Here is a 13719-nt window from a genome sequence, read left to right as displayed (position 1 = left end):
CGGTCCTGCCCCGCTCCCCGCCGCTCCTTCCCCGCGCCCCGGCCGCTACTGCAGAGCGCGCTCCACGGCCGCCGCCACCTCATGGGCCGCGCCGTCGGACAGGGGCTCCCCGTCCGCCCCCGTGACATAGAACGCATCCACCGCGTTCGCGCCCAGGGTGCTGATGTGGGCGCTGCGGACGGCGACGCCGGCCTTCTCCAGGGCGCGGCCGATGCGGTGCAGCAGACCGTGTGCGTCCTGGGCGCGGACCTCGATGACGGTGGCGGTGCGGGAGCTGCCGGTGACCACGGTGACCCGCGGCGGCGGGGCGAGCACGGCTCGGGCCCGGCGGGCGTAGGCGCGTTCGCGCTCGGCGAGGCGGGCGGGGACGTCGAGGGAGCCGTCCAGGGCGCGGGCCAGGTCGGCGCGCAGCCGGTCGGGGCGCGGCAGCGAGCCGTATTCAGCGGCCACCCGCCAGCGCAGCAGCAGGACCGGGCCGTCGTCGACGGGGTCGAGCAGCAGCAGGTCGGCGGCGCGGACGGTGAGCCGGTGCAGGGCCAGCACACCTGCCGCGGCGGGCAGGACGCCCGGTGTGCCCGCCGGGCTCGTCGAGGGGCGGCGGCCGGGTGACCGGTGGGCGGGTACGGCGATGAGCAGTTCCACACCGACCGGCTCCCGGTCGGGCGGCGCGGACCCGTCCCCGGTTCCGGCGGCGGGTTCGGAGCGGGTGTGCAGCGCCAGGACCGGGCCGCCGGTGCGCCGGGCCTCGATCGCCAGCCGCTCCTGCTCCGCGGTCGGCTCATCGGCGTCGCGTACCTCCGTACGGGGCTCCCCCGCGAGCCGCGCGGTGACCCGTTTGACCAGGTCGGCGACGAGTCCACCGCGCCAGGCGCTCCAGGCGGCGGGGCCGGTGGCCAGGGCATCGGCCTCGGTCAGGGCGTGCAGCAGCTCCAGGGTGCCGGTGCTGCCGACCGCCTCGGCGACCGCGCCCACGGTCGCCGGGTCGTCCAGATCGCGCCGGGTGGCGGTCTCGACGAGCAGCAGGTGGTGCCGTACGAGAGTGGCGATCACCGCGGTGTCGCGGGCGCCGAAGCCGAGCCGGGCCGCCACGTCGCGGGCGATGGTCTCACCGGCCACCGAGTGGTCACCGGGCCAGCCCTTGCCGATGTCGTGCAGCAGGGCGGCGATCAGCAGCAGGTCGGGGCGGTGCACCCGGCGGGTCAGGGCCGAGGCGCGGACCGCGGTCTCGATGAGGTGGCGGTCCACGGTCCAGGTGTGGACGGGGTTGCGCTGGGGGCGGCAGCGGACGCGTTCCCAGTCGGGCAGCAGCCGCGTGATGATGCCCTCGGCCTCCAGTGCCTCCCATACGGGGACGGTGTGGCTGCCCGCGCCCAGCAGCGTCACCAGCTGTTCGCGGGCCTCGGCGGGCCAGGGCACGGGCAGCGGCCGGGTGGCGGCGGCCGTGCTGCACCGGCGGATCGAGTGGGTGGCCAGCGGCAGCCCGGCCTGGGCGGCGGCGGCCGCGGCGCGCAGGACCAGCACCGGGTCCCGCTCGGGGCGTGCGGTACGGGCCAGCACCGCCTCGCCGTCGAGTTCGACGACGCCCTCGGCGAGCGGTGAGCGCTCGCCCTTGCCCGCGGTACGGCCGTGCAGCAGCCCGCGCAGCATGGGCTTGACGGAGCGGGCGCGCAGCACCCGGCCGACCTCCCGCCAGGTGACATCGGCGGCGTAGGAGATGGTGCGGGCGGATTCGTAGGTCTGCCGCAGCAGGGCGTCCGCGTCGAGCATGCCGAGGGCGCCGGCGACCTGGTCCTGTTCCTGGAGGGAGAGCCGGTCGGTGGCGCGGCCGGTGGTCAGATGCAGCGCGTCGCGGGTGTCCAGCAGACGGGTGCGGGCGGCTTCCAGGCCGCCGCGCGGGGCGTCGGCGAGCCAGGAGGCGGCGACCGCACGCAGCGCGGTGGCGTCCCGCAGCCCGCCCCTGGCCTCCTTGAGGTCGGGTTCGAGCAGGTACTGCAGCTCGCCCTGCCGCTCGGCGCGCTCCTGGCACAGGTCGTGGAGCTCGGGGAGCCGTTTGGGGGCGCTCGCCCGCCAGTCGGCGTAGGCGGTGGTGCGCAGCGCGCCGGTCAGTTCGGCGTCGCCGGCCAGGTGCCGGGCGTCGAGCAGGCCCAGCTGCACCTTCAGGTCGTCGCGGGCCGCTTTACGGGCCTCGGCGGGGGTGCGAACGGAGTGGTCGAGGGCCAGCCCGAGGTCCCAGACGGGGTACCAGAGGCGGTCGGCGAGCGCGGCGAGGTCGGCGGGGGCGGCGCGGCCGTCGTGCAGCAGGAGCAGGTCGAGATCGCTGCGCGGGGAGAGTTCGCCGCGGCCGTAGCCGCCGACGGCGACCAGGGCGGTGCCGGACAGGCCGGCTTCGGTGGCGTGCCGGTGCAGCAGGCCGGCCAGCCAGTCGTCGGTCAGCCGGGCGAGGTCGGCGCGGCGATCGGGTCCGATGGCCGCCTCGTCCTGGAGGAGCCGCAGCCGGGCCGCCGGGTAGCCGCCGTCGTGCGCGGGCTCCCGCGCCGGGCCCGGTGTTCCGTCCGGTCCTGCCGTTTCCTCGACGCTCTCCGTCACCTCGCGCGCTCCTCGGTCGTCTGGTCCCCCGCGGTCACGTCGTCCCCGTACGGCCCTGGGGCACCTTCAGTCTGGGCCGCCGCGGGCCGGGCTGCCATCCGCCGCCGGGCGTCCGCTCCGGCACGGCAGCGGGTGCCGCCGGTTCCGGAGCCGCGCCACGGCGGCGGGTGGCGGTGGCCTCACAGTGCGTCCGGTCCCCGCTCCCCGGTCCGCACCCGTACCGCGTCGTCGACCGGGATGCTCCAGACCTTCCCGTCGCCGATCTTGCCGGTGCGTGCCGCCTTGACGACGACGTCCATCAGCTCCTCGGCGTCGGCGTCCTCGACCAGCACCTCGACGCGGATCTTGGGCACCAGATCGACGGTGTACTCGGCGCCGCGGTACACCTCCGTGTGCCCGCGCTGCCTGCCGTAGCCGCTGGCCTCGGTGAGCGTCAGACCGTGCACACCGAAGGCCTGCAGGGCGTCCTTCACCTCGTCCAGCCGGTGCGGCTTGATTACTGCCGTGATGAGCTTCACGCGTCCACCTTCTTCGTCAGAGCCTCGCCGAGTGCCGGTCCCTTGCGGCCGACCGTGCCGCCGCCCGCGCCGGCGAAGTCGTACGCGGTCTCCGCGTGTGCGGCCTGGTCGATGCCGGCGACCTCCTCGTCCTCGCCGACCCGGAAGCCCATCACCAGGTCGATGGCCTTGGCAAGGACGTAGGAGACGACCAGGGAGTACAGCAGTACGCAGACCACACCGACGGCCTGCCGGCCGAGTTGGTCGAGGCCGCCGCCGTAGAACAGGCCCTTGGCCTTGCTCTGCACCCCGCCGGTGGCGAAGAAGCCGATCAGCAGCGAGCCGACGACACCGCCGACGAGGTGGACACCGATGACGTCCAGAGAGTCGTCGTAGCCGAACTTGTACTTGAGATTGACGGCCATGGCGCACAGCACACCGGCGATCACACCGACCGCGATGGCACCCAGCGGGCTGACCGCGCCGCAGGCCGGGGTGATCGCGACCAGGCCGGCGACCGCGCCGGAAGCCGCGCCGAGCGTGGTGAACGAGCCGTGCCGGAGCTTTTCGTACGCCAGCCAGCCGAGCATCGCGGCGGCGGTGGCGACCTGGGTGTTGACGAAGGCGACCGCGCCGATGCCGTCGTCGTTGCCGAGCCAGGAGCCGGCGTTGAAGCCGAACCAGCCGAACCACAGCAGCCCGGCGCCGAGCATCACCAGGGGCAGGCTGTGCGGCCGCATCGGGTCCTTCTTGAAGCCGATGCGCTTGCCGACGACGAGGAGCACGCCGAGCGCCGCGGCGCCGGCGTTGATGTGCACCGCGGTACCGCCCGCGAAGTCGATGACCTTCAGCTCGAAGAGCCAGCCGCCCTCGCCCCAGACCCAGTGGGCGACGGGGAAGTACACCACGGTGACCCACAGGGCGATGAAGAGCGCCCAGGCGGTGAACTTCACCCGGTCGGCGAGTGCACCGCTGATCAGCGCGGGCGTGATGACCGCGAACATCAGCTGGAAGACCGCGAAGACATAGACCGGGATGGTGCTGGTGCCCCACAGCTCGGTCAGGCCGATGTGGCTGAGGCCGGCGAAGTTGCCGTTCCAGCCGATGAAGCCGCCCTTGTCGGTGCCGAAGGCGAGTCCGAAGCCGTACAGGACCCACAGGATGGTGACGATGCCCAGGCTGATGAAGCTCATCATCAGCATGTTGAGCACGCTCTTGACCCGGACCATACCGCCGTAGAAGAAGGCGAGCCCGGGGGTCATGATCATCACCAGGGCGGAGCAGATCAGCATGAACCCGGTGTTCGCCGGGCTGAGCGTCACCTTGTCTGCTGCAAGCGTCAGGATGCCTGGGGGCATCGGCGTCTCCTCGTCGTCGATGCGGCCCGTGCGGGCGTGTTTCTGGTGGGCCGGCTTCGCGATGAGGTTGTCGCAGCGTGGTTTCGGCCAAACCTTGCGGGTGTTTCCCCACCGTGACGAAGAAGGCCCCCGTGTTACACCCCGGTGAACTCCCAGATCACCCCCGGATCACCCACACCCGAGCCACCAGACCAGCCGCAGACCGCCCCCACATCCCCCCGTTCCCACCGAAAACGCCAATTGAGCAACCCCCACGGCGCCCAACCCCCTCCGCGAAAGCGGCGCCGGTTTAGGCGCAAAGAACAGCCCGGCCGCGGCTGCCGCCCGCGTGACCTGGCATGGGGGAGCCGAGTCGGGCTGTACGGGGCGGCGGCCGCGGCCGGAGTCCGGGGAGGGCGTGCCGTCAGACGGCCGCCGCTGATTCGGGAAGCTGGCGGGTGAGCTCGTCGCTGAGCCGGATCACCTCGGCGACGCCGCCGAATTCCCGCGCCGCGGTGTCCACGGTCTTGCGCAGCCGGGTGTTGACCCGCTCCGAGCGGACCTGCCGGGCGAACGGGATCGCCTGCTGCGCCATCGCCGCGCAGGCTTCGGGCTCCTTCTGCAGCAGGTGCACGGTGGCCATCCCGATCAGGTTGAGCGCATACGAACGCTGGTGCTCGGGGTCCTGGCCGAACAGCTCCACGGCGCGCGCCATGACGGGCTCGGCGAGCGAGGCGTAGGTGGGGCTGCGGCCGGCGACATAGGCGAGATCGCGGTAGGAGTGGGCGTTCTCGGCGTTCAGCTCGGCCTCGGAGAAGAAGCGGATCCAGTCCGGTTCGGGCTCGCCGGGCAGCACGTCGGAGAAGGTGTCCTCGGCCATCCGGACGGCCCGCTTGACCTTGCTGGGCTGGCCCATCCCGGCGTAGGCGCGGGCCTCCATCGCATACAACATGGCCTGGGTGCGCGGGGTGGCCGTTTCGCGGCTGCCGTACTGGGCCAGATGGATGAGTTCCAGTGCGTCGTCGGGCCGGCCGAGGTGGATCATCTGCCGGCTCATGCTGGAGAGGATGTACGAGCCCAGGGGCCGGTCGCCGGCCTCCTTGGACGCGTGCAGGGCCAGCACGAAGTATTTCTGGGCGGTGGGCTGCAGCCCGATGTCGTAGCTCATCCAGCCGGCCAGTTCGGCGAGTTCGGCGGCGACCTTGAACAGCCGCTTGGACACCGCCGCGGGCTGCGGCTCCTGGAGCAGATCGGTGACCTCGTGGAGCTGGCCGACCACGGCCTTGCGCCGCAGCCCGCCGCCGCACTGCGCGTCCCACTGCCGGAACATCGCGGTCGTCGACTCGAGAAGGTCCAGCTCCGGCTTGGACAGCCGTGCGGGCCGCCGGGCACGGTCGGGCTCCGCCGCGTCGCCCTGGCCCGCCGGGACCGGGACCAGCCAGCGCTGCATCGGCTCGATGAGGCTGGGGCCGGCCGCGAGGGCGAGGGAGGTGCCGAGGAAGCCGCGGCGGGCCAGCATCAGGTCGCTGCGCGAGAACTCACTGATGAGGCTGACCGTTTGGGCCCCGGCCCAGGGCAGGTCCACGCCGGAGACGGACGGGGACTGGTGCGCGGAGCGCAGCCCCAGCTCCTCGATGCCGACCACACAGCCGAAGCGCTCGGAGAACAGCTCGGACAGGATCCGCGGGATGGGCTCGCGCGGCTGCTCGCCGTCGAGCCAGCGGCGGACCCGTGAGGTGTCCGTGCTGATGTGGTGCGCGCCCATCTGGCGTGCCCGGCGGTTGACCTGCCGCGCCAGCTCCCCCTTGGACCAGCCGCTGCGCATGAACCACGAACCCAGCTGTGCGTTGGGTTGTTTGGCGGCGTCGGTGCCGCCACTGCCGCCGTTGCCTCCCACTGGAAGCCCCCATCCCGATAGCTGCCTTGATGTCTGTGCCCGGTGCCCGGATACCCGGCGCGTGCCGCGAACCCGCCACAGCCTGCCGCCTGTTGCGACGCCTGTCCGGGGTACATCTACCCGACCACGGATTCCGGCCACACCTTTTGGCCTGTGCCCCACCGGTGGTTGCCACCGGCATACCCGTGCGAATGATGCCTCTCCGGGGTTCGTGCACCGAAAGTAATCCTACGATCACCCCTCGCGCGAGGGCGATTGCGGAAACGCCACCATTCGCCACCCCTTCGTATGAACTCCCCGACAGGCTCCCGCGATTGACTTGACACAGGTCGAGCGAGGCCGGGCGGAGCGAAGCGCGCCAGGGCTCGCACGGCACACCGCACCACCCGGCACACCACGTCACACCACCGGCACCACGGGCCGGCGACGGAGCGTGAAGGGCACGACGCCGTCAACCCGCCGACTCGTAACCACTGGCACGCACCACCCGTTGGAGGGGGCATGGGCTTCACGATCGGCGGCATCCGAGAGATGCGTTCCAGCTCCCGGCGCCGCGCCCGCTCGACCGACATCACGGCGGCGGCGGAGTACACCGGGCTGTGGGGCTGGGATGTCGTCCCCGGCGCCCGGGCGGTGCGCGCGGGCAGCGGAGGCACGGACTGCTCGTGCGGCGCCGCGGACTGCCCCGCGCCCGGCGCCCATCCGCTGGCCTTCGCCGCGGAGCTGGCGGCCGGGGCGAGCTGGGAGACGGCCGCCGCGGCCTGGGCGGAGACACCGGGCGCCGCGCTCTTACTCCCGGTGGGCCGGTCGTTCGACATCCTCGACGTGCCGGAGGCCGCGGGACGCAACGCCCTGGCACGCCTGGAGCGGATGGGCCTGCCGCTCGGCCCGGTCGCGGTGACCCCGACCGGCCGGGCGCTGTTCTTCGTCGCCCCCGGGGCGGCCAAGGAACTCCCCGATCTGCTCTACCGGATGGGCTGGGACGACGCGACGCTCGATCTGCGGTCCCTGGGCCCCGGCGACCACATCACCGCACCGCCCTCCGACCTCGGCGGCCACGGCCCCATGCGCTGGCTGCGCCCGCCGACGCTTGACACCGCGGGCCGGCCGCCGCAGGCGCGGCTGGTGGTGGGCACCCTGGCGTATGTGTGCCACCGCTCAGCGGTGTGAGCCCGGGGTCGCTCCCGCCTCCCCGGACGTGCGGCGCACGGGAGCGGGCGCCGCGTACGCGACCGGAAGGCCCGGGCCCCCAGGGGCACGACGCCGGAGCGCGGGCGCCAGGGGCACGACACCGGGCCCGGGCGTTTAGGGGGAATGACGCCGGCCCCCGGTACCCGCCGTGTGCGGGTCCGGGGGCCGATGACGGTCCGGGGCGTGGCGCCCTGGCCGCGACCTCAGTCGATCAGGGCGTCGACGAAGGCCTCCGGCTCGAACGGCGCCAGGTCGTCCGCGCCCTCGCCCAGGCCGACGAGCTTGACGGGGACGCCGAGCTCGCGCTGGACGGCGACGATGATGCCGCCCTTGGCGGTGCCGTCGAGCTTGGTGAGCACGACCCCGGTGATGTCCACGACCTCGGCGAACACCCGGGCCTGGACCAGGCCGTTCTGGCCGGTGGTGGCGTCCAGGACGAGCAGCACCTCGCCGACCGGGCCGTGCTTCTCGACGACCCGCTTGACCTTGCCGAGCTCGTCCATCAGCCCGGTCTTGGTGTGCAGCCGGCCGGCGGTGTCGATCAGCACGACATCGGCGGCCTCGGTGATGCCTTCCTTCACCGCGTCGAAGGCGATCGAGGCGGGGTCGCCGCCCTCGGGTCCGCGGACCGTACGGGCACCGACCCGCTCGCCCCACGTCTGCAGCTGGTCGGCGGCCGCGGCGCGGAAGGTGTCGGCGGCGCCGAGGACCACGGACTTGCCGTCGGCGACCAGGACACGGGCGAGCTTGCCGGTGGTGGTGGTCTTGCCGGTGCCGTTGACGCCGACGACCATGACGACGCCGGGGATCTCGTCGCCGCCGTTGCCGATGCCGTTGGCGGTGTGCACGGTGCGGTCGGCGTCCGTGCCGATGAGGGTGAGCAGCTCCTCGCGCAGCAGGGCGCGCAGCCCCTCGGGGGTACGGGTGCCGAGGACCTTGACCCGCTCGCGCAGCCGCTCGACGAGCTCCTGGGTGGGAGCGACGCCGACGTCGGCGGTCAGCAGGGTGTCCTCGATCTCCTCCCAGGTCTCCTCGTCGAGGTGTTCCCGGGACAGCAGGGTCAGCAGGCCCTTGCCCAGGGTGTTCTGGGAGCGGGAGAGCCGGGCACGCAGCCGGACCAGCCGTCCCGCGGTGGGCTCGGGGACCTCGATCTCGGGCGCGGCGGGCGCCTCGGGCTCGGCGGCCGGTGCTTCGGCCACGGGGGCCTCGGCGGTGGGCAGCGTGACTTCTTCGATGGTGCGACGTTCTTCGTCGCTGGGGGTCTCGGCCTCCTCGCCGACCTGCGGTTCGGCGGGGGGCGCGGTAACGGAGGGCTTCGGGGCGGCCGGCGGGGACGGCGGCAGCTGCTTCTTCTTGCGGCCGCTGACGACGAGCCCGCTGATCGCGCCGAGCACGACCACGGCGATGATGACGGCAAGGATCACGGTTTCCATAACCCCTCCAGTATCAGCCACGCCCCGCCCGTGGGGACCGCACGCGCCGAAGCCACGGCGGGCGGGAACGGACGCCGGGAGTGGCCGGAAATGGTCGCCGAAGAGCGCGAGCGGGCCGGTGACGAGACGTGGATCTCCCCGCCGGCCGATGACCCGCAGGTGACCCCCGGGGAGCTGCCGCGACGAGCCGCCACCGAGTGGGCGGGACGACGGTCCGTACCGGGACGGCGACGGTCCGTACCGCCTCCGGCCTGGTCAGAAACGCTCGACTGGACCGTTCGACGAAGGTGGGCGACACTCGTTCTCGTCGTGGGGTCCAACGGAACGAATCGGTAGAAGTTGGATCAAAGTACGATGGTGGGCGGCCGCGCAACGCGCGTAGAGTCCTGGCAACCAATTCTGGCCAAGGCACCACAGTCGCTGCCTGCACCTCCCCCCCGGGGGTGCCTCCAGATCCCCGCATGGAGATACCTGCACCAATGGGCACCACCACGTCCGCTTCCGCTCCCGCAACCGAAGGCGCCGTCGAGACCCGCGGCATCGAGCCCGTTCCCGACCACGAACGCCAGGGCCGCGTCCGCGAGCTCTTCCCGACCTGGGTCGCCGCCAACATCAGCGTGTTGTTGCTCACCATGGGCGCCTCGCTCGTGGTCAACAACGGGCTGAACTTCTGGCAGGTCCTGCTGGTGGCCGTGATCGCCGCGACCGTCGCGTTCGGCATGGTGGGCGTGCTGTCGGTCTCGGGCAAGTGGGGCGGTGCCCCCGGCGCGATGCTCTCCCGGGCCGCCTTCGGCGTCCGCGGCAACTACTTCCCCGGCGCGATCCTGTGGGTCGCCCGCTTCGGCTGGGAAACGATCAACGCGGTCACCGGCGCCTACGCGGTACTGACCGTGCTGCATCTGCTGCTGGGCATCCAGAAGAACGACGTCCTCGTCGTCGTCACCCTGCTCGCCTTCGTGGCCGTCACCTACCTGGTGAGCGGCCTGGGCCGCAAGGCGCTCAACATCTGCAACAAGTACTCGACGTACCTGTTCGGCCTGTTCAGCATCATGGTGCTGGTCTACCTGGTCGCCACGATGGACTGGGACGCCATCTTCGCCAAGAAGGCCGGCACCACCGCCATGGTGATCGCGGGCATCGGCACCATCGCGGCCGGCGGCATCAGCTGGGTGCCCACGGGCCCCGACTTCGCCCGCTACCTCCCGCGCTCCACGTCCGGCAAGAAGATCGTCGGCACCACCGTCTCCGGCGCGGCCCTGGTGCTGCTGCCGATGGTGCTGATGGGCGGCGTGATGGCCGTCTCGAACCCGAAGCTGGCCGGCCAGAACACCGACCCGATGTCGTTCCTCGGCACCATCCTGCCGTCCTGGCTCGCGGTGCCCTACCTGGTCACCGCGCTGGTCGGCATGGTGCTGATCAACAGCCTGTCGATGTACTCCGCGGGCTTCACCGCCCAGACCATGGGCGTCAAGCTGCCGCGCGCCCTCGCGGTCAGCATCAATGCCGTCATCAGCCTGGTCGGCGGCCTGTTCATGATGCTGGTGGCCCAGGACTTCATCGGCCAGTTCATCGCCTTCCTGACGCTGCTCGCGGTCTCCTTCTCCGCCTGGATCGGCGTCTACGGCGTCGACATGGCCCGGCGGCGCAAGCTGGCGGTGCGCTATGACGCCGACAGCCTGATGAACACCGGCCGCACCAGCCGCTACTGGTACACCGGCGGCTTCTGCTGGCAGGCCATGACCGCCTGGGCGGTCGCCCTCGCCGCGGGCCTGTGCTTCACCAAGGTCCAGTGGTTCACCGGCCCGCTGGCCACCACCTGGATCGGCGAGAACGGCCTGGGCTGGGCGGCCACGATCGCGATCGCCGCGGTCGTCTTCGCCGTACTGCCGGCGCCCCGGGAGTCCGTCCCGGCGGCCGGGGACGGCGATGCGGCCGGGGCCCGGCAGCCGGTCGAGGCGGGCTGACCCGGCCCGCCCCGCGGACCGCGACCGCCCTCTAGTGGTCTGACGTAACGTCAGCTAGCGTCCCCTTCGCCAACCGCCTTGGCGAAGGGGACGTTTGCCATGTCTGCCCTGCCCGACCCGCCTGACCTGTCCGACCTGCCTGGCCCGCCAGTCACGGTCCTGCGCATCAACCTCGTCGACCCCGCGCCCACGCCGGCCGCGCTGTCCGCCCGCTACCGGGCCGCCGTCGAGATGGCCGCCTTCGCCGACGACCGCGGCCTGACCATGGTCCAGACCGAGGAGCACCACGCCACCACCAACGGCTGGATGCCCTCCCCGCTCACCTTCGCGGGCGCCGTCTTCGGCACCACCCGCCGCATCGGCGTCACCGTCTCCGCGCTGATCACCCCGCTGCACGACCCGCTGCGGCTGGCCGAAGACCTCGCCTCGCTCGACCTCCTCAGCGGCGGCCGGCTGGTCACCGTCGCCGGTCTCGGCTACCGGCCCGAGGAGTACGCGGCACACGGGAAGGACTGGCGGGGCCGCGGCGCGCTCCAGGACGAGGTACTGGAGACCCTGCTGTCCGCCTGGACCGGTGAACCGTTCACCTACCGGGGGCGCACGGTCCGGGTCACTCCCCGCCCGTACACCCGGCCGCACCCCCTGCTGCTGATCGGCGGCAGCTCCCGGGCCGCCGCCCGGCGCGCGGCCCGCCTGGGCCTCCCTTTCTTCCCCAGTGCCCACCTCCCTGAACTGGAGGCCTACTACCACGAGCAGCGCACCGCCTTCGGCACCGAAGGCTGGGTGCTGCAGCCGCCCGAACGGACCTCGCTCCTCCACCTCTCCGAGGACCCGGGCCGCACCTGGGCCGCGTACGGGGACCATCTGCTGCACGAGGCCCGGATGTACGCCTCCTGGCAGTCCGCCGGCACCCGCTCCGCGGTGCGCTCGTCGGCCCGGGACGTCGCGGCGCTGCGCGAGGAGGGCGTCTACCGCATCGTCACCCCGGACGAGTGCCTGCGGCTCGCCCGGCAGGCGGGCGCCCGAGGCTCGCTGATCCTGCATCCGCTGTGCGGCGGGATGCCCGTCGACGAGGGGTGGCGCTCGCTGCATCTGTTCGCCGAGGAGGTGCTGCCGCGCCTCAAGGACTGACGCCCGCCGAAGAGGTGTGCCATGCCTCAAGGGCTGACGGCCGGGGCGGATTCAGCCTTCCGGGTAGAAGACGAAAAGGGTGCAGCCCGCCGCCGACTGCGGGACGTGCCAGGAGCCGGCCGGCGCATGGAGGAAGGACCCGGCCGGGTGGTCGCCGTCACCGTCGTTGAAGGTGCCGGACACCACGAAGACCTCCTCGGGCCCGGGTGCGTGTACATCGATGCCCTCCCAGCAGCTGCCCGGATCCATCTCCAGCACCTGGGCCTTCGCCCCGTTGCCGCCGGTCCACAGCGGCCTGATCCGGATGCCGGGGAACAGCTCCTTGACCGGGGCGTCGTCCACCGCGGTCCATACGTAGCCCGGGGTCAGACCGGCTCCCCCTGCGCCCCGTCCGTCCCTCGTCCCTTGCCCGTCCCTGGCCGCATTCGTGGCCGCGTCCGTGGCCGCGCCCATGGCCGCGTCCGTGATCGTCTTCGCATCGTTCATGTCCCCAGCCTCGCCGGACGGAAGACACTCCCCCAGTGTCAGAAATGACGCCCTGAGGTACTTTCCTGCCATGCCAGGATCGCCGCGGCACGACCCGCAGCAGGACCCCGTGCACCGCGTGGTGGCACTGGTGCGCCCGCCCCAGTCGGTCTTCGAACTCGGCTGCGCCGCCGAGGTCTTCGGCACCCGGCGCCCCGGGCTGCCCGCCCGCTACGACTTCGGGGTGTGTACGCCGCGGCCCGGCCCCGTACCGACGACGGCGGGGTACGACATGGTGGTGACCCGCGGCCTGCCGGCGCTGGAGACCGCGGACACCGTCGTGATCCCCGGCTGGACACCGGCCGGGGAACCGCTCGCGCCCGCCGTCCGCTCGGCGCTGCGGTGCGCGCATGCGCGGGGCGCCCGGCTGGTCAGCATCTGTTCCGGTGCCTTCGCGCTGGCACAGACCGGGCTGCTGGACGGCCGCCGGGCGACCACCCACTGGAGTCTGGCGGCCACCCTCACCGAGCGTTTCCCCCGTATCGAGGTGGACCCCGCGGTGCTGTACATCGATCACGGCGACCTGGCGACCAGCGCGGGAGCGGCGGCCGGGGTGGACCTCTGTCTGCATCTCGTACGCCGCGACCACGGCGCGGCCCATGCCGCACGGATCGCCCGGCACATGGTCATGCCGCCGCACCGCGAAGGGGGCCAGACCCAGTACGCGGCGCCGCCCCCGGGAGAGGGTGCCGGCCCCGCCCCCGGCATGCGGCACTCACTGGCCCCGCTGCTGGAGTGGGCGGCCGGCCGGCTGGCCGGGCCGGTTTCCGTCGAGGACATGGCCCGGCAGTTGGGGATCTCCCCGCGCACCCTCGCCCGGCGGTTCGCGGACCAGCTCGGTACCAGTCCCGGCCAATGGCTGCTGGACCGCCGTATCGGCGCCGCCCGGGCCCTGTTGGAGGAGAGCGACCTGCCCGTCGAGGCGGTCGCGCTGCGCGTCGGCCTGTCGTCGGCGGTCAACTTCCGCCGGCGCTTCCAGCGCGCGCTGCACACCACGCCGTCCGCGTACCGGCGGGCGTTCCGTGCGGCGGACGGCGCGCCCCGGGCCGGCGACGACGTCTGAGACGCCGCGGCGCACCGGCACGAAGAAGCAGCGTCCCGGCACAAAAAACGGGTACTGCCCGGGGTCCCTGTTGACCCGGGGCAGTACCCAGTGCT

Annotated in this window: 10 protein-coding genes; 4 read left to right on the top strand and 6 right to left on the bottom strand. The window is 72.8% G+C overall.

Features of this window, described 5'->3' with window-relative positions; translation table 11 throughout:
• Positions 1 to 45: 45 nt before the first annotated feature.
• From ABR737_RS32060 to nsdA, 4 genes are all read right to left on the bottom strand, one after another.
• Positions 46 to 2586, bottom strand: coding sequence for a [protein-PII] uridylyltransferase (locus ABR737_RS32060; protein ID WP_350254283.1), 2541 nt, complete (start codon positions 2584 to 2586; stop codon positions 46 to 48).
• Between the two features lie 179 nt (positions 2587 to 2765).
• Positions 2766 to 3104 (bottom strand): P-II family nitrogen regulator, encoded by a 339-nt coding sequence (locus ABR737_RS32055; protein ID WP_088800278.1) that lies wholly within the window; start codon positions 3102 to 3104, stop codon positions 2766 to 2768.
• Entirely contained in the window at positions 3101 to 4441 is a 1341-nt protein-coding gene (locus ABR737_RS32050; RefSeq protein WP_350254282.1) for an ammonium transporter, read from the bottom strand. Before ABR737_RS32050 ends, ABR737_RS32055 begins: the two co-directional genes overlap by 4 nt.
• Before the next feature lie 403 nt (positions 4442 to 4844).
• Complete coding sequence (gene nsdA, locus ABR737_RS32045; protein ID WP_350254281.1) at positions 4845 to 6317, bottom strand: transcriptional repressor NsdA; 1473 nt, start codon at positions 6315 to 6317, stop codon at positions 4845 to 4847.
• A 501-nt stretch (positions 6318 to 6818) separates the two neighbouring features.
• On the opposite strand from nsdA, the gene ABR737_RS32040 reads away from it, so the two are divergent.
• Entirely contained in the window at positions 6819 to 7487 is a 669-nt protein-coding gene (locus ABR737_RS32040) for a bifunctional DNA primase/polymerase (protein WP_350254280.1), read from the top strand.
• Positions 7488 to 7711: 224 nt separating this feature from the next.
• Here the strand turns inward: ABR737_RS32040 and ftsY are convergent, their stop codons facing one another.
• On the bottom strand, positions 7712 to 8941 hold the full coding sequence (ftsY, locus tag ABR737_RS32035; RefSeq protein WP_093491687.1) for a signal recognition particle-docking protein FtsY: 1230 nt from the start codon (positions 8939 to 8941) through the stop codon (positions 7712 to 7714).
• Between the two features lie 479 nt (positions 8942 to 9420).
• Here ftsY and ABR737_RS32030 point away from each other — a divergent pair, with 479 nt between their 5' ends.
• Both ABR737_RS32030 and ABR737_RS32025 read left to right on the top strand, forming a co-directional pair.
• Positions 9421 to 10905 carry a purine-cytosine permease family protein gene (locus ABR737_RS32030; RefSeq protein ID WP_350254277.1) on the top strand — a complete coding sequence of 495 codons (1485 nt, stop codon included), beginning with the start codon at positions 9421 to 9423 and terminating at the stop codon, positions 10903 to 10905.
• Between the two features lie 99 nt (positions 10906 to 11004).
• Positions 11005 to 12036, top strand: a complete 1032-nt coding sequence (locus ABR737_RS32025) for an LLM class flavin-dependent oxidoreductase (RefSeq protein WP_350254276.1) — start codon at positions 11005 to 11007, stop codon at positions 12034 to 12036.
• A 51-nt stretch (positions 12037 to 12087) separates the two neighbouring features.
• Here the strand turns inward: ABR737_RS32025 and ABR737_RS32020 are convergent, their stop codons facing one another.
• A complete protein-coding gene (locus ABR737_RS32020; RefSeq protein ID WP_350257000.1) occupies positions 12088 to 12405 on the bottom strand; it encodes a cupin domain-containing protein in 318 nt (105 codons plus the stop codon).
• 187 nt (positions 12406 to 12592) lie between these two features.
• On the opposite strand from ABR737_RS32020, the gene ABR737_RS32015 reads away from it, so the two are divergent.
• Entirely contained in the window at positions 12593 to 13624 is a 1032-nt protein-coding gene (locus ABR737_RS32015; RefSeq protein ID WP_350254274.1) for a GlxA family transcriptional regulator, read from the top strand.
• Positions 13625 to 13719: the final 95 nt, after the last annotated feature.

It is taken from the genome of Streptomyces sp. Edi2, from assembly GCF_040253635.1.
Lineage (GTDB): Bacteria > Actinomycetota > Actinomycetes > Streptomycetales > Streptomycetaceae > Streptomyces.
This window is presented reverse-complemented; position numbering and strand designations above follow the sequence as displayed.